Below are 14,962 nucleotides of genomic sequence, written 5' to 3' on the forward strand. Positions count from 1 at the left end.
TCATGGAACTGCGCAACCCGTGGTGTGCGTGCTCGATACCCCGATCCTGAACGGGTATCTCTGCACCAAGGCAGGATGGATCAGCAGGTGCCTGAACCGCCTGGAGTAGCAACGACGTGATGGGATGGAAGGGACGACCGATGACCGAGCAGCCGATCGTGGACCGGGGAATGCCCTCAGCGCACTTCAGCGGGGTCGGGAGGGAACGTGATCTCGCCACCGAACTGGCGGAGGTCGCCCGATCGCTGCAGCAGGAACCGGATGGGGACGCGATCCTCGAGGGGTTCGTCCATGCGGCCCTGGAACTGGTACCCGGAGCCGATGAAGGTTCCGTCAGCGTGGTCCTGGGCCGGAAGAACGTCGGCTCCCGGGCACCCTCCAGTGACCTTCCCCGGCGGATCGACGCCCTGCAGATGGAGACCGGTGAGGGTCCCTGCCTGGAAGCCGCGTACGAGCACCGGACCATCCGCGTCCCGGATATGGGTGCCGAGCAGCGCTGGCCCCACTTCGCCCGGCGTGCCACCGAGGCGGGAGCCCGAGGCATGCTGTCCATCCAGCTGTGGGTGAAGGGCGACGATCTCGGTGCCCTGAACCTCTACTCGTACGAGGCGGATGCCTTCACGGACGAGTCGGAGGCCGTCGGCCTCCTCGTCGCCACCCATGCCTCGGTCGCCTTCGCCGAGGCGGAGGAATCGCGCCAGTTGAAGGAGGCCGTCCATTCGAGGGACCTCATCGGCCAGGCCAAGGGCATCCTCATGGAACGCCACAAGATCACGGGCCCGCAAGCCTTCATCGCACTCTCCCTGGCCAGCCAGCGGACCAACACCAAGCTCCTGAAGGTCGCCGACCACCTCGTCAGGAGCGGTGATCTCCTCGGCGGAGATCCGAGTGTCCCCGACCTGAGTCGCTGACTACTGCGGGCCGCCGTGACGTCGCCCAAGGAACCGGAGGACGCGGCGCACCCCGACCATCCGCTGCCGCCGACGCAGTGAGGACGATGCCCACCGCACTGGTTCGGCCAGCCGGAACGGTCGCTGACCTGCGGAAACACTGCGCAAATTCACCGGATCGAAGGCGCCGACCCTTGGATAGGCTTCGACGGGGGAGCAGTACGGCTTCCTCGCCGCTGCCCGCCGTCGGTGGGACGACCTCCGAGGACCCGCATGCTTCCCCGCCTCCGCCGCACCCCCCGAGGAGCTGCTGCAGCCATCATCGCCGCCCTGCTCGCCGGTCCCGTCCTCGCCGTCCCGGCGTCAGCAGTGGAGGCCCCTCCGACGCCGGGCGCGAACCCCGAGGTCCGGGGCACGGGGGATCCGCAGCCGTCCGACCGCTTCATCGTGAAGTTCGAGGACCGAGCCCGGGTCGGCGCGGAGGGCCGCGGCAATGCCTACGGGCCGGCGGCCGCGGCGCTCGGCATCGCCGTGCAGGAGCTCAAGGCCACCGGCACGGGCGCGACCGTCGTGGAGACGAGCCGCGAGCTGACCGCCGGCGAGTCGGCAGCGTTCCTCGACACCCTGGAAGCCGACGTCACCGTCGAGTACGCGGAGCCCGACCGGATCATGCAGACGACGTCGCTCTCCCCGGCGGATGAGCTGTACGAGTACCAGTGGCCCATCTTCGACCGCAATGCCGGCATCGACGCCGACAAGGCATGGGACACGACGACGGGTGAAGGCATCACCGTCGCCGTCGTCGACACCGGCATCACCGCCCACGCGGACCTCGACGCCAACGTCCTTCCCGGTCACGACATGATCGCCGACCCGGCCAGGGGCCGCGACGGGGACGGACGTGATGCCGACGCCACCGATGAGGGCGACTACGGCCACACGGGGGAGTGCGGCACCGCCTCCTCCAGCTGGCACGGCACCCACGTCGCCGGAACCATCGCGGCGGTCGCCAACACCGAAGGCGTCGTCGGTATCGCACCCGGAGCCAGGATCCTGCCCGTGCGCGCCGTCGGCGAGTGCGGCGGGTGGATGTCGGACATCATCGACGGCGTCATCTGGGCTTCCGGCGGGTCCGTTCCGGGCGTGCCCTCGAACACGACCCCCGCGCAGGCCGTCAACCTGAGCGTCGCGGGCGACAGCGGCTGCTCGACGAGCTGGCAGAGGGCCATCGACGGCGCAGTGGGGCGGGGCTCCGTCATCGTCGCGGCCGTCGGCAACGACAACAAGAACGCTGCCTCCACGTACCCCGCGAACTGCGATCACGTCATCGCCGTCGCAGCATCCGGCCAGGACGGCGCGAAGGCCCCCTATTCCAACTACGGCGACGTCGTCGACGTGATGGCACCCGGCGGCACCATGGACGTCGACACCCTCGGCGGCGTCCTCTCCACGATCAACATGGGCGCGAGCGCCCCGGTCGAGGACCACGCCGGTCAGGCCTACGGCTTCTACCAGGGCACCTCGACGGCAGCGCCCCACGTGTCCGCGACCGTCGCCCTCATGCTCGCGGCCAACCCCACCCTGGGCGCTGACGCGATCGAAGCCCGGCTCAAGGCCACGACCGGGCCGCTGCCGATCCCGTGTGAATGGGGTTGCGGCGCCGGACTGATCAACGCCCGTGCCGCCGTCGACGCAGCACTGACCGGCGACGTGCCCACGGCTCCGGAACCGGGGACCGTCATCGTTCCCGGAGCCGTCGTCATCACCGGTACCCCATCGGTCGACAGCACGCTTACCGTCGAGATCGGCGCCTGGGAGCCTGCACCGGTCGACGTGGCCTTGCAGTGGTTCCGCGACGGCGAGCTCATCCCCGGCGCCACCGGGGTCGCCTACGAACTCGCACCTGCCGACGTCCATCGGTCGATGCACGTCGTCGCCACCGGCACCAGGCCGGGATTCCCCGACGCCAGAGTCGAATCGCCCCGCACCAGGACCGTTCAGCCCGGAACCCTGACATCGGTCGCGCCGCGCGTGGACTCGACCGGCGAGCATGTCGTCGGCACCACCCTGACAATCCTCCCCGGGACCTGGCAGCCGGCCCCGGTCGCGATCCGCTACCAGTGGTATCGCGGGGCCGCGCCGATCCCGAATGCCATCAATGCCGGCTACACGCTGTCGACGGGCGACATCGGACAATCGGTTCGCGCCGACGTCATCGGTGAGAAGGCCGGCTACCTGCCGGTCACGCGCGGCACCGTGCCCACGGACCTCGTCGGCGATCCCGGTATGACCCCCGGTCTCCCGACGGTAGCCGGGACCATCCAGGTCGGACAGACACTGACCGCCACCTCCGGCGAATGGTTCCCGGCACCGGAATCCTTCCTCTACGAATGGCTCGCCGATGGCCGGCCGATCGTCGAAGGCGGCATCAGCAGGACCTATACGCTACGGCCGGGCGACGTCGACAGGCGGATCAGCGTGACAGTCACCGGTCTCAGGAGTGGAGCCATCCCAGCCTCGGCGACCTCGGTTGCAACCGCTCCGGTCGGACGCGGAGTGCTGGCGGGACCCGTGCCCGTGATCAAGGGCACGGCCGCCTTCGGCCGAACCCTCACCGTCGACGTCGGTTCATGGCCTCCGGGTACAGCCCTCGGGTACCGCTGGCTACGGGACGGAGTCGTTCTGGCGGGCAGGATCGGGCCGACCTATCCGGTCGCCGTCGAGGACATCGGACACAGGATCTCCGTGCAGGTCGTCGGCAGCAAGCCCGGCTACGAGACCCTGACCAGGGATTCCGCCCCGGCAGGCGCTGTGACCGCAGGTACGCTCACCGCTCCGATCCCCACCGTCTCCGGCTCGACGAGGGTCGGGGACACCCTGACCGCCGACCCGGGGGACTGGACAGCCGGAACCACCTTCAGGTACCAGTGGTACCGCTCCGGCATTCCGATTGCCGGCGCCACCGGCGTCACGATCGCACTGACGGCGATCGACCTCGGCAAGAGCGTCAGCGTCCGCGTCACCGGCTCCATGCCCGGCTACACCACCGTCCTGAAGTACTCCGCGTGGCCCGGAGCCGTCGCAGCCGGGAGTATGGCCGCCACGAAGCCGACCGTCGCCGGAACGACAAGGGTCGGCAGCGTCCTCACGGCGAACAGCGGTACCTGGACGGCGGGATCCACCTTCACGTACCAGTGGTTCCGCACGGGCGTCCCGATCGCCGGAGCCACCGGTGCGAGGTACACGCTCACGTCCGCGGACCTCGGCAAGGCGATGAGCGTCGGCGTCACGGGCTCGCAGACCGGCTACAACAGCATCCTGCTGTACTCGCTCCGCACGGCGAACGTGACCACCGGCAGCATGGTCGCCGCCAAGCCGACCGTCTCGGGGACGACCCGCATGAACTACTCGCTCACCGCCAACCCCGGCTCGTGGACCGCGGGCTCGAGCTTCTCCTACCAGTGGTTCCGCACAGGAGTGCCCATCAGGGGCGCCACCGGGAGGACCTACAAGCTGACCAGCGCCGACCTCGGCAGGAGCATGAGCGTGGGCGTCACCGGTTCCAAGGCCGGCTACAACAGCATCCTGCTGTATTCGGCACGCACGGGCTCCGTCGCACGCTAGGCCGGCTCTCCTCGTGCAGCACCGGAGACGGCTCCGGCGAGGAGTCGATGGACTGCCGGACGCCACGCCTCGGGCTCTTGACCCCTCTCCACGACAGGTTCATCCTTGTCCCACGAGGCGGGCAGGATCAGTCGAGCGGCGGGAAACCGATGACGCGATTCCAGCTCCGGAGAAGCTTGTCGTGGAGCGCGGGAGACGAGGCAGATGATGCCCGTCCCTCCGCTGACGGCGGAGGGAACGCCTCGTCCTGGGCGGTGGTCTCCCGGACGACCCGGAGGGCACTCGCTCCTGCTGCGCGGATGCGGATGGGCGTCGGAAACACCCCGACCCTACGCATCTCCGTCGCCCCGGCGCGCCCGGGTGAAGACCACCCGAGAGCGGTCGACGCAGTCCGATCCACAAGCAGGACCAACCACAGGAGGTCACGATGTCAGGTCTGATTCGGAAGAGTCTCGACACGCCCGAGGAGACGCGTCCCTTCGAAGGCGGTACGGGCCACCTTCAACTCGTCGATCCGGGACAGGGTGCGGTGGGCCGCGCCACGTTCCAGCCGGGCTGGCGGTGGTCCGAGCACGTCAAGCCGATCGCCAGGACCGAAAGCTGCCAGGCCGCCCACGTGGGGTACTTCGTGTCGGGCCGGATGAAGGTCGTCATGGACGACGGTGAGGAGATGGAGTACGGGCCCGGGGACGTCGCCACGATGGCCCCGGGGCACGACGCCTGGGTGGTGGGGGATGCACCCTGTGTCTTCATCGACTGGCAAGGATTCGCCGACTACGCGAAACCCTGAACCCGGGACCGGGCGCGACATCACCGAGCGCATTCCCACCGGCGCGGAAGCACACCCATCACCCCGCGGGTGAGCGACAGCACGAGGCGCCACCTCTAGATGCGCCGCCTGTAATGGTCGTGGGTCAGCTTCACCTGTTCGATCCAGAACTCATGCTTCCGCTCCGCGGATGCACCGGGTTCGAGGTGGTCGAGATACTCGGCGAGGGCGTAGAAGCCCTCGCCGGGTCCGTCACCGTCCGTGACCTCCACCACCGACGACAGCATGAAGCGGCTGTGCAGCAGGTCGTCCTTCACGACGTCGGCAAGCAGCGTGACCAGCGCGTTCCGGTCCGCATCCCGCGGGGAGTCGAATGGTTGCGTGCCGGCGTCCTCATTGAGGTCCCGGTTCAGATCCGTGTAGGCGATCAGCTGCTGCCGGCGGGCGGTATGCACCATGATGTTCCGAGCGGCCTCCATCATGCGCGACCAGTCCTCGTCACTGCGTCCGTGTGGCATCGTGCCCCTTCCATCGGCTCCTGTCAGCCTAGCCGCCAGAGGGCATCGGCCTGGAAGAGCGACGCCAGGGTGCGCAGCTGCCACGCGTCGGCGGCCGGCAGGTCCCCGCCGGCAGCTGCCCGACGGATGCCCGACGACGGCACCGGTAGGATCTGCCACCGGTCCGTCCGCGCCGCTAGCCCCGGACGGCCGCGAGGGCGTCCCGCACCGCGTCGACGGCGACTGCCGTGTCGGCGTCGTCGGTACTCCAGTTGCTCACCGAGATCCTCAGGATGTCGCGGTCCTGCCAGCGTGAGCCGGACATCCAGACCCGTCCGTCGGCGATGATGCGGGCGGTCACCGCACGCGTGGTCGAGTCGTCGCCGAAGGCCAGCGAGACCTGGGTGTAGGAGACGTCGTTGAGCACCTCTACGCCGTCCAGTTCGGCCAGCCGTTCCGCGAGGCGCCGGGCGTGCAGCACGAGCCCCCGGACCTGATCGGCGACGCCGTCCCGGCCCAGCGATTTGAGTGCCGCCCACACCGGCACGCCACGGGCACGCCGGGACAGCTCGGGAACGGTCTCGAAGGGGTCTGCCGGGCCGTCCGCCTCCTGGATCAGGTAACTGGTGTGCACGCCCATGGCCGCACGCAGGGCCAGGGCGTCCCGGACCACGACGATCCCGCAGTCGTAGGGCACGTTCAACGTCTTGTGTGCGTCGGTGCCCCAGGAATCTGCGCCGTCCATCCCCGAGGTGAGGGCCGCCAGCTCCGGCACGGCGGCGGCCCACAGCCCGAACGCGCCGTCCACATGGACCCAGGCGCCGTGCGACTTCGCGACGGCGATCGCCTCCCTGAACGGGTCGAAGGCGCCGGAGTGCAGGTTACCGGCCTGCAGGCAGACCAGCAGCGGGGCATGGCCCGACCCGCCGGACTCTCCTCGCCCGGTACCGGCCAGGGCGCGGTCCAGTCCAGCGGGGTCGATGCGGCCCTGCCGGTCGACGGGCACCGCAGTCGGTCGGCCCAGCCCGAGGTAGCGGAGGCCCAGATCGATCGTGTCGTGCCGCTCCTCGCCCACGAAACAGCGGATCCGGGGTCCTCCGGCGAGGCCATCCGCGTCGAGATCCCAGCCCGCGTCGGTCATCAGGCGCCATCGAGCCGCGGCCAGTCCCGTGAAGTTCGCCATCGTGGCACCCGTGGTGAAGCCGGCTCCTGCTTCCTGTGGAAGGCCCAGGAGCTCGAGCAGCCATCGGCCGGCGGCTTCCTCGATGGCCGCCGTGGCAGGAGTGGCGAACCGGAGCCCGGTGTTCTGGTCCCAGGCGCTCACCAGCCAGTCCGCAGCCAGGGCCGCAGGCAACGTGCCGCCGATGACCCAGCCGAAGAAGCGTCCGGACGGCATGGCCATGAGGCCGGGTTCGGCTCGTTCTGCCAGGTACTCCACGACGTCGGCCGCCGGCGTCCCGTCCTGCGGCAGGGGACCGCCGAACGCCGGGGCGAGCTCGGCGGCGGTCAGCCTCGGGCCGACACGCCGCTCTTCCTGACTCCCCAGCCACCGGCGTGCGTGCCTGAACGCCGCCATCAGGGCATCGCTGTAGCTCTCCTCCGGTGCTGTCATGGCCACGCTCGCATCACGACGCGCGCTCCTCCGCCGAATGATCGGGGAGGCCGCGGACGTCCGTCACGTCCTGGATGGTGTTCCCGGCGCCGGCGGGTGCGACCCCGGCGGTGAAGGTGGGGGCGAGCAACAGGGGAAGACGGCGGAATCTCCTGAGGTCTTTCACTGTGACTCCTCGGCGTCGCAGGATCACGCGTCCGGTGTCCTGCCTGATGAACGAGATTCATTGCCTGCTCGGTGACGAGACCGGTGATGGTTCCTCGAGGGCGTCAGACGACGCCGACACGGGCATGCTATTCCCGCTCCCGTGCCCCGTCAACGGCCGTTCGATACGTCCACGAGCTCGGCGGTCGGCGCATTGACGCCGTGGCGGATCTGAGTAGGGTCGGCCCATGGAAAGGGTGGAGGGGATCGGCGGGCTGTTCTTCCGCGCGCGGGATCCCGAGGCCCTTGCGGGTTGGTACAGCGCACACCTGGGCATCGATCCTCCGCCGGAGACCTACGAGTCGTCCTCGTGGAGGCAGGCTGCCGGTCCCACGGTCTTCGCCGCCCTGCCTGCCGACTCCGACCATCTCGCTCGAGGAGCCGGCTGGGCCGTGACCTTCCGGGTGCGCGACCTCCAGGCGATGATCAAGCAGCTGGAGGACGCCGGCATCCCCGTCGAGCGGGATCCGGAGGCATACCCGAACGGCCTCTTCGCCTCCCTCTCCGACCCCGAAGGGCACAGCATCCAGCTCTGGCAGCCGGCCGGAGCCGATGCCTAGGGGGAGCCCCGTCGGCCTCCGCCTCGGAGCGAGGCGGGGACCCTGCTGGACGGGACTCCGAGCAGGACGCAGGATCCCGGACCCGCCACCGGGCCGGACGGACGGACAGATCGGACTCATGCCATGAGGTACACCCTCGAAGTCGTCTCGGTGCCGGTCAGCGATGTGCACCGCGCGAAGACCTTCTACGCCGACCAGGTCGGGTTCATCCTCGACTTCGACCTCGACGGCACGGTCGTCCAGCTCACTCCGCCCGGATCGGGCTGCTCCATCCAGATCGGACAGGACCGTACCGGTATGAGGCCCGGATCCCTCGAGGGCCTGCAACTGGTGGTGGCCGACCTCGAGACAGCCCACCGTGAGCTCACCGCACGCGGGGTCGGGGTCTCCGAGATCCAGGTGTACGCGCGGGACGGGGTGCGGCCCCGGCTGCCCGACGACGACCTGAACAATGTCGGCTTCTGCTCCTTCGCCGATCCCGACGGCAATCGCTGGATCATCCAGCAGATCACCGACCGCAGACCCTGACCCGGGCCGGGCTCCTGCCCTTGGGGCCCTGGTCCGTTCGGTCGCCGGTCGGGTGCGGAGGTCGAGTGCGGGACTAGGTGTTGCTCGATCGGGGTGCGCCCATACCTGGGTCGATCCTGTGCGGTCCGGCGGCGGAGGGACGGACGTCGAAGTCGAAGATCGCCGTGGGTATGTAGACCGTCGAGCAGGAGTTCGGTATGTCCACCACGCCGGACAGCCTGCCTTCGATCGGCGCCGATCCTAGCAGCAGGTAGGCCTGCTCCGGGCTGTAGCCGAACTTCGTCAGGTAATCGATCGCATGCAGGCAGGCCCGCTGGTAGGACAGGTGCGAGTCGAGATAGCGCTGCTCGCCGTCGAGGGTCACCGACGTGCCGGAGAAGGCGATCCATTCGCTGTACCGGGGGTCCACGATGCCGGGCATGAAGATGGCGTTCTCACCCACCCCGTAGGTCTCCATCCCTCCCCTGATGACATCGACGCGGAGGTCGATGAACCCGCCCATCTCGATGGCGCCGCAGAAGGTGATCTCACCATCGCCCTGCGAGAAGTGGAGATCGCCCAGGGACAGGTTCGCGCCGTCCACGAACACGGGGTAGAAAATCCGGGAGCCCTTCGACAGGTTCTTGATGTCCTGGTTGCCGCCGTTCTCCCGGGGAGGTGCCGTACGGGCCGCCTCGCCCGCCACCCGGTCGACGTCCGACGCCGGAAGGCTCCCGAGCAGGGCTTCCCGTGGCTCGGGCGGCAGGGCGAGCGGGGGAACCCGATTGGGGTCCGTGGCGATGAGGTCTCCCTCGCGCTTGTTCCACTTCGCCAGCAGGCCCGCGGAGGGGGCGGTTCCCATCAGGCCCGGGTGGATGAGCCCGACGTAGGACACCTCCGGCACATGGCGCGAGGTCGCCACCTGCCCGCTGAAGTCCCAGATGGCCTTGTAGGCGTCGGGGAACTGGTCGGTGAGGAATCCTCCGCCGTTGTTGCGCGAGAAGATGCCGGTGTAGCCCCAGCCCTGCCCGGCGAGAGGGCCTGAATCCTCCTGCGGGATCGGACCCACATCCAGGATGTCCACGACGAGGAGGTCCCCGGGCTTCACCCCTTCCACGGCGAAGGGGCCGCTGAGTTTATGGACGGTGAGCAGCGGCGCGTTCAGGATGTCGTCGGCGGAATCGTCATTGACGATGGCGCCGTCGAACCATTCACGGCAATGGACCCGGAAGGAGTCTCCGGGCTTCACCGTGGCCACCGGAGGGATCTCCGGATGCCACCGGTTGTGTCCGACCTTCTCCTGGTCCTCGAACTTCCTGCTCGAATCGAGCGGAAAGATGACATCGGGCATATCGTCTCCTTCGATGGACGTCGCGGACCAGGATCAGGGCCGCGGCAGTTTCCTGGACAGTGGATTGGACGAGTAGGTCGGTGTGCTGCGGACGCGCGACGGGGGAATCCCTCCCGTGATCACGTCCGGTTCGGTCGCGCTGCGCTCGGCCGCATCGATCAGCCTGGACGAGGGGGTATTCGTCCTCGACAGGTGGGGGGCACTGATCAACCGCCGGGCCGGTTGCCCGCAGGTCGGGCAGTCCTCCGCGTCGGGGGCCGCCCCGAGGGCGCGGATGATCTCGTAGACGTCACATCGGGGGCATCGGTACTCATAGATCGGCATGCAGCGGACCGTCCTTGCCCGGGTCATGGATCAGGCGGGCGGCACCGGTCTGCGCTCGCCGGTACACGGGATTCACGCCCGGGACGCCGCGCCTGCCGATCAGGAAGGCTGTCACAGGGCATCGAGGATGTCCGCAGGCTCATCCGGAGCCGGTCGGACGTGCTCAGGGCCGTCGACGAACAGAATGGGGCTGACACAGGCCGGACCGACACCGTTCATGGCGCTCCATTGCGATACGAAGAGTGGGATGCGGGACGGTCCGGTCATCACGGTCCGTCAATGACGCTGTCATGAAGGCAGCCGTCGTCCTGCGGGCCGCCCTTGGAACAATGGGTGCAGGAACGGCGGTCGGCAGCAGAGGTATGCGGTGGTGACGGCGATACTAGCCCGGCCGATATTCACTGTCAACGATCCGTGGCCCGACGGTGACAAGGTCAGGAAAGCTCCTCCCGGACTGCCGTCCATGGCGCCGGACGGGAGATCCGCCGCGCGGAGAACCCCATCCCGGCTGGGTGTCCCAGGAGGACGGATACCGGTGATGGCCCTGCACGAGCAGGGCCGAACATCGCAGCCGTCGCCAGGGGTCAGTGGCGCTCGCGCCGACCCCGCTGGAGCGTGTCGGCGCGGTGTCCGGAGACCCGCCCCTCCATGATCCCCAGGTGAGCGAGGGACCCTTCCGATGCGTCACGCCGGGGGAAACCCGCGACCTTCACGAGCCCTGTGAGGCAGCCGAGGATGACGACCGACAGGAGTGCCAGCAGCGGGATGTTCGGTCCCTGCCGCGAATCCGCCCGGTCGATCGCACCGGCCGCAGCTTCGGGCGTCGCGGAGGATGACGCCGACGCGCGGGGAGTCGCCGACGGGGACGGCTCGGCGGTCGGGGTCGCCTTCGGGGTCGCTTTCGGGGTCGCCGTCTTCGGCGGGACCACCTCCGTCGCCTCCTCCGTCGGCGCTTCCTCGACGACGACGTCGGGAATGATCACGGGCGCCGGCGGGGGGAGGATGGACGGCCCGACCTGCGGGAACTGCTCCACCGGCTGGACCGGCTGGACCGGGAGCGGCACGGGGAGGGGGGCGTCCGTCGTCGGAGGGCCTTCCGGTACGGGTGCGGGACTTTCGGGCGTCGGCGTCGGCGTCGGGGTCGGCGCGGGGGGCGGGGGCTCCACTGGATCAGGAACCGGGGGAGTGGTCGGGGCGGGGGGCACAGGGGTGGTGGTAGGGGGTGGTTCGGGTGTCGGTTCCGGGATGACAGGGATCGATGGCGTCGGGGCGGGCGCGAGAGGGACGGGCGTCCTCACCACGGCACCCGAGCCGCCCGGCGCGCAGTCGGCGGCGCTACTGGGGGGCGTGCACACCTCGGCCGCGGACGCCGCAGGCACACCGAGCGTCAGGCCGCCCACCGTGACGAGGACGGCGAAGGACAACGTCCACTTCAAGGGCTTGCTCATGATTCCCCCAGTCTATGGACCCAGCGCCCACGACGGACAGCTTATCCTTCAGCCGCCTTCCCCGCTCGTCCGGAAGGCTGTCCGTCCGAGAGGGTCTCGGGCGCACCCTCGAGCGGGTGGCACGCCAGTTTCGCCGCGATCCCACCCTGCACGAGCCGCTGCGCTGCGGTCGTCGGCTTGCGCAGGGCCTGCTCCGTCACGCTCGCCGTGAACTCCTGCCCGAGAGTTAGGCGGGGATACGCGGCCAGGACCTCGCGGACGAAGTCCCGCGGGAGGGCATCAGGCCGTGCACCGCTGATGTCCAGGCCCGTGGCGGTCTCCAGCAGGTACCCCTCCACGTCCATCGCGGGATCCACCGAGGGCCAGTTGTGTCGCACGATCACCTCGAGTGCGCGACGGCGTCGGTCGGGAGCCCAGCCGGCACCGGCGGTGAGGGCGACCGCGACATGCCCGCCGGCCTCCTCGTAGGAGAGGACGGCGTTGTCGAAGGCCGGCACCAGCCCGATGTCGTGCAGCACGGCGGAGGTGTACAGCAGCTCATGGTCGACATCCTGCCGGTCCTCCACGAGCGCGAACGCCTCCGCCCACAGCCACGACCGGACCACGTGGTTCAGTACTGCGGGCGAATGGTGGGCGGCTGCCAGCTCGAAGGCGGCGCGTGCCGCCCGGGTACGGGGTGCGGTGAAGCCGTGCAACTGCATGGCGACATCATTGCAGATCCGGCGCGGCGCTCGGCAGGTGGTGCTCCGGCGTCGTGCGGCGTGGCTGACGCGGGCACCTGATGCGGGCGCCCGGGGCTACTGCAGCAACCACAGCACGGCCTCGTCGCGGTCGGTGAAGAACCGGGTCTCGGAGGACGATCTGACGGCGAACGCCGTCAGCACGAGGTCGACGGCATCCGAGCCGACGATCGCGATCCTTGCCGGATGCGTGTAGGAGAGGACGGCCGTCCGCGCCTCCCAGGTGACTTCCTGGAGAGCGGACACCTCGACCAGCAGGGGGAGGGCCGATCCGCCGGAGGCGACCATCGCGGAGCCGACCCGCGTGATGTCCTCCCGGTCGATCACGAGGCGCGGACTCCACCGGAGACGGAGCACGAACGGCAGGACCGTGACGGAGAATCTGACCGGGTCGTCGGAGGGCGTCTGCGCACTACGGGCGTGCACCACGTTCGTCTCCATCCCCGTCCAGCGCCTTCCATGCAGTCCCCCACGGCACGTCGCAGTACGCTCGGGACATCGATCGGGCCGCCACGGGCGGCAGGCCACGCGAGAGGCAGCGGCCAGGCGATATTCGGAGCTCCGGCGGGACCGGATGGGTGGGCTAGGGGAGCGTCCAGGCCGGCTGGCCGTCCCACAGGCCGCGGCCGGGAAGGCTGTCGATGAGCGGGCGGACGCCCGGAGCGAGCGCGGGGAGACCGTCCACCACAGCGATCAGGGGCGCGTAGTGTCGCAGGGCGGCCATCTCGTTGGCGAAGTGCAGGGCCCGAGCATGGTCGACGGTGAGGCCCACGCCTCCTGCTGCCACTGCCTCGAGGGCGGACTGCGCCCTGCCGAAGAGTACTGCGTGCGCGAGGTCGGCGGCGGTGGTGCCCGGATCCTCCAGTGCGGCCCTGTCCCAGTCGCGCAGGATCGCGTCCTCCTTGAAGCGGACGCCGAGCAGTTCTTCCTCGTATGCCATGGGTTCCCCGATGATCGTTCGCCGACTGGAAGCTCCAGAGTCGCAGCCGTCGGTTCGCCGCGACAAGACGCCGGCATAACGTGACGCAAGTTGTTAGCCGCCCGTTACCTGTATCCGCGTGCGTGTGTCTCGCGGTGGACGGCGCGTCCGGAAGATACCTCGTCCGTCGGGGTGTCCCGTGCCAGACTGGGACGCATGTGTCCCCGTTCTGCGAAGCCGCACACCCCGTCCATGTCCCCGAGCAGCAACACCTCCACGACCGGAGGGGAGCGTCATGTGGCGATGCGCCTCGACGATGCCTGGCTGCGGTTCCAGACGCGCCTGGCGATCCGGCGCGGCAGGGTCGAGACCGTCATCCCCTATACGGGGTACGGCACGACGTCGTGGGTGCGGGTGCTCGCCCGCGTCGTCCTCAGCGATCCGCGGGACACAGGACGTGGTTCGGAGGCCGGCCCGCTCAAGCCCCTGCAGGAGGGCATGCGGGGCTGGCGTAACTTCACGAGCGCGCCGGTGGCGCACGCCGTGGTCCATGTCACCATCGGGGACACCGTCCACGACGTCGAGGCGGACCGCGGGGGCGTGGTGGATGCCCGCATCCCCGTGACCCTCGCCTCCGGCTGGCACACCATCTCGCTCCAGTCCGGGGAATCGAAGACGGTCGAGGCACCGGTGCGGATCGTCGCGGACGGTACGGAGTTCGGCGTCGTCTCCGACATCGACGACACCGTCATGGTGACGGCCCTGCCACGGCCCTTCTTGGCCGCCTGGAACACGTTCGTGCTGGACGAGCATGCCCGGACCCCGACGCCCGGCATGGCGGTCCTCTACGAGCGGATCGTCCGGACGTTACCCTCGGCGCCCGTCCTGTACCTCTCGACCGGAGCCTGGAACGTGGCCCCGACGCTGTCCCGGTTCCTCTCCCGGAACCTGTACCCGGCGGGCCCGAAGCTGCTCACCGACTGGGGCCCCACGCGAGACCGCTGGTTCCGCAGCGGCCAGGACCACAAGCGGACGTCGCTCGAGCGCCTCGCCGAGGAGTTCCCCACCATGAAGTGGCTGCTGGTGGGCGACGACGGCCAGCACGACGAGGCGATCTATTCGGAGTTCGCACAGCGCCACCCGCAGAACGTCCGCGCCATCGCGATCCGTCAGCTCTCCACCGGTGAGGCGGTCCTCGCAGGCGGGCGCTCCAAGACGGGGGTGCGGCCGATGCCGGGTATCCCCTGGATCTATGCTCCCGACGGCGCCGGGATGTCCGCGCGGCTCGTGGAGCTCGGCATCATCGAGGAGGACGCGCGCACGGCCGATGTCCCCGAGCAGGCCCAGGTACCCGAGGAGACCGAGGGGACCTGACACCCGGGTGGATCCCGCGTCATTCTTCCGCGGGTACTTGATGCCCGTCGCGGGACTGTCGTAGCGTGTGGTCCTAGCTACAGCGGGTCGGTGCTGGGGATGTGGGTACCCCCGGACGGGCCTGGCCATCGTACGCACGGCCG

15 protein-coding genes are annotated in these 14,962 nt (G+C 69.5%); 6 read left to right on the forward strand and 9 right to left on the reverse strand.

Translation table 11 applies throughout. The annotated features are described in order from the left end of the window. Positions 1 to 140 precede the first annotated feature (140 nt). The 3 genes from CXQ97_RS03535 to CXQ97_RS03545 all read left to right on the forward strand — a co-directional run bounded on the left by CXQ97_RS03535 (position 141) and on the right by CXQ97_RS03545 (position 5,304). Positions 141 to 911 (forward strand): GAF and ANTAR domain-containing protein, encoded by a 771-nt coding sequence (locus CXQ97_RS03535; RefSeq protein WP_258062216.1) that lies wholly within the window; start codon positions 141 to 143, stop codon positions 909 to 911. Positions 912 to 1,163: 252 nt separating this feature from the next. Next, on the forward strand, positions 1,164 to 4,514 hold the full coding sequence (locus CXQ97_RS03540; RefSeq protein ID WP_104179469.1) for a S8 family serine peptidase: 3,351 nt from the start codon (positions 1,164 to 1,166) through the stop codon (positions 4,512 to 4,514). Between the two features lie 427 nt (positions 4,515 to 4,941). Next, a complete protein-coding gene (locus tag CXQ97_RS03545) occupies positions 4,942 to 5,304 on the forward strand; it encodes a cupin domain-containing protein (RefSeq protein ID WP_104179470.1) in 363 nt (120 codons plus the stop codon). A gap of 95 nt (positions 5,305 to 5,399) precedes the next feature. On the opposite strand, the gene CXQ97_RS03550 is transcribed toward CXQ97_RS03545, so the two are convergent. The 3 genes from CXQ97_RS03550 to CXQ97_RS19745 form a co-directional block, all read right to left on the reverse strand. Continuing rightward, complete coding sequence (locus CXQ97_RS03550) at positions 5,400 to 5,801, reverse strand: hypothetical protein (protein WP_104179471.1); 402 nt, start codon at positions 5,799 to 5,801, stop codon at positions 5,400 to 5,402. A gap of 175 nt (positions 5,802 to 5,976) precedes the next feature. After that, positions 5,977 to 7,392: an aspartate aminotransferase family protein gene (locus tag CXQ97_RS03555; protein ID WP_104179472.1), complete on the reverse strand. Its 1,416-nt coding sequence runs from the start codon at positions 7,390 to 7,392 to the stop codon at positions 5,977 to 5,979. A 13-nt stretch (positions 7,393 to 7,405) separates the two neighbouring features. Continuing rightward, the gene (locus CXQ97_RS19745) at positions 7,406 to 7,558 is read right to left on the reverse strand and encodes a hypothetical protein (protein ID WP_181034960.1); all 153 of its coding nucleotides are present in this window, start codon (positions 7,556 to 7,558) and stop codon (positions 7,406 to 7,408) included. A gap of 226 nt (positions 7,559 to 7,784) precedes the next feature. Between CXQ97_RS19745 and CXQ97_RS03560 the strand changes: the two genes are divergently transcribed. Together CXQ97_RS03560 and CXQ97_RS03565 are read left to right on the forward strand one after the other, a co-directional pair. Beyond that, a complete protein-coding gene (locus CXQ97_RS03560) occupies positions 7,785 to 8,156 on the forward strand; it encodes a VOC family protein (protein WP_104179473.1) in 372 nt (123 codons plus the stop codon). Positions 8,157 to 8,279: 123 nt separating this feature from the next. Next, positions 8,280 to 8,684 (forward strand): VOC family protein, encoded by a 405-nt coding sequence (locus tag CXQ97_RS03565; protein WP_104179474.1) that lies wholly within the window; start codon positions 8,280 to 8,282, stop codon positions 8,682 to 8,684. Between the two features lie 73 nt (positions 8,685 to 8,757). Here CXQ97_RS03565 and fmdA read toward each other — a convergent pair whose 3' ends face one another. The 6 genes from fmdA to CXQ97_RS03595 all read right to left on the reverse strand — a co-directional run bounded on the left by fmdA (position 8,758) and on the right by CXQ97_RS03595 (position 13,466). Beyond that, entirely contained in the window at positions 8,758 to 10,014 is a 1,257-nt protein-coding gene (gene fmdA, locus CXQ97_RS03570; protein ID WP_104179475.1) for a formamidase, read from the reverse strand. 33 nt (positions 10,015 to 10,047) lie between these two features. Further along, positions 10,048 to 10,365, reverse strand: coding sequence for a zinc ribbon domain-containing protein (locus CXQ97_RS03575; protein WP_306739485.1), 318 nt, complete (start codon positions 10,363 to 10,365; stop codon positions 10,048 to 10,050). 557 nt (positions 10,366 to 10,922) lie between these two features. Beyond that, on the reverse strand, positions 10,923 to 11,786 hold the full coding sequence (locus tag CXQ97_RS19360; RefSeq protein WP_146069563.1) for a hypothetical protein: 864 nt from the start codon (positions 11,784 to 11,786) through the stop codon (positions 10,923 to 10,925). 41 nt (positions 11,787 to 11,827) lie between these two features. Further along, the gene (locus tag CXQ97_RS03585; protein ID WP_104179478.1) at positions 11,828 to 12,487 is read right to left on the reverse strand and encodes an HD domain-containing protein; all 660 of its coding nucleotides are present in this window, start codon (positions 12,485 to 12,487) and stop codon (positions 11,828 to 11,830) included. A gap of 96 nt (positions 12,488 to 12,583) precedes the next feature. After that, complete coding sequence (locus tag CXQ97_RS03590; protein ID WP_104179479.1) at positions 12,584 to 12,967, reverse strand: hypothetical protein; 384 nt, start codon at positions 12,965 to 12,967, stop codon at positions 12,584 to 12,586. A 142-nt stretch (positions 12,968 to 13,109) separates the two neighbouring features. Continuing rightward, positions 13,110 to 13,466, reverse strand: coding sequence for a hypothetical protein (locus CXQ97_RS03595; RefSeq protein WP_104179480.1), 357 nt, complete (start codon positions 13,464 to 13,466; stop codon positions 13,110 to 13,112). A 231-nt stretch (positions 13,467 to 13,697) separates the two neighbouring features. On the opposite strand from CXQ97_RS03595, the gene CXQ97_RS03600 reads away from it, so the two are divergent. Next, entirely contained in the window at positions 13,698 to 14,819 is a 1,122-nt protein-coding gene (locus CXQ97_RS03600; protein ID WP_104179481.1) for an App1 family protein, read from the forward strand. Positions 14,820 to 14,962 lie beyond the last annotated feature (143 nt).

Source organism: Arthrobacter sp. B0490 (genome assembly GCF_002929355.1).
Taxonomy (GTDB): domain Bacteria; phylum Actinomycetota; class Actinomycetes; order Actinomycetales; family Micrococcaceae; genus Arthrobacter_D.

Coding starts and splice junctions, on each gene's coding strand:
- CXQ97_RS03535 (WP_258062216.1), top strand. CDS start 141: ATGACCGAGCAGCCGATCGTGGACCGGGGAATGCCCTCAGCGCACTTC.
- CXQ97_RS03540 (WP_104179469.1), top strand. CDS start 1,164: ATGCTTCCCCGCCTCCGCCGCACCCCCCGAGGAGCTGCTGCAGCCATC.
- CXQ97_RS03545 (WP_104179470.1), top strand. CDS start 4,942: ATGTCAGGTCTGATTCGGAAGAGTCTCGACACGCCCGAGGAGACGCGT.
- CXQ97_RS03550 (WP_104179471.1), bottom strand. CDS start 5,801: ATGCCACACGGACGCAGTGACGAGGACTGGTCGCGCATGATGGAGGCC.
- CXQ97_RS03555 (WP_104179472.1), bottom strand. CDS start 7,392: ATGACAGCACCGGAGGAGAGCTACAGCGATGCCCTGATGGCGGCGTTC.
- CXQ97_RS03560 (WP_104179473.1), top strand. CDS start 7,785: ATGGAAAGGGTGGAGGGGATCGGCGGGCTGTTCTTCCGCGCGCGGGAT.
- CXQ97_RS03565 (WP_104179474.1), top strand. CDS start 8,280: ATGAGGTACACCCTCGAAGTCGTCTCGGTGCCGGTCAGCGATGTGCAC.
- fmdA (WP_104179475.1), bottom strand. CDS start 10,014: ATGCCCGATGTCATCTTTCCGCTCGATTCGAGCAGGAAGTTCGAGGAC.
- CXQ97_RS03575 (WP_306739485.1), bottom strand. CDS start 10,365: ATGACCCGGGCAAGGACGGTCCGCTGCATGCCGATCTATGAGTACCGA.
- CXQ97_RS19360 (WP_146069563.1), bottom strand. CDS start 11,786: ATGAGCAAGCCCTTGAAGTGGACGTTGTCCTTCGCCGTCCTCGTCACG.
- CXQ97_RS03585 (WP_104179478.1), bottom strand. CDS start 12,487: ATGCAGTTGCACGGCTTCACCGCACCCCGTACCCGGGCGGCACGCGCC.
- CXQ97_RS03590 (WP_104179479.1), bottom strand. CDS start 12,967: ATGGAGACGAACGTGGTGCACGCCCGTAGTGCGCAGACGCCCTCCGAC.
- CXQ97_RS03595 (WP_104179480.1), bottom strand. CDS start 13,466: ATGGCATACGAGGAAGAACTGCTCGGCGTCCGCTTCAAGGAGGACGCG.
- CXQ97_RS03600 (WP_104179481.1), top strand. CDS start 13,698: ATGTCCCCGAGCAGCAACACCTCCACGACCGGAGGGGAGCGTCATGTG.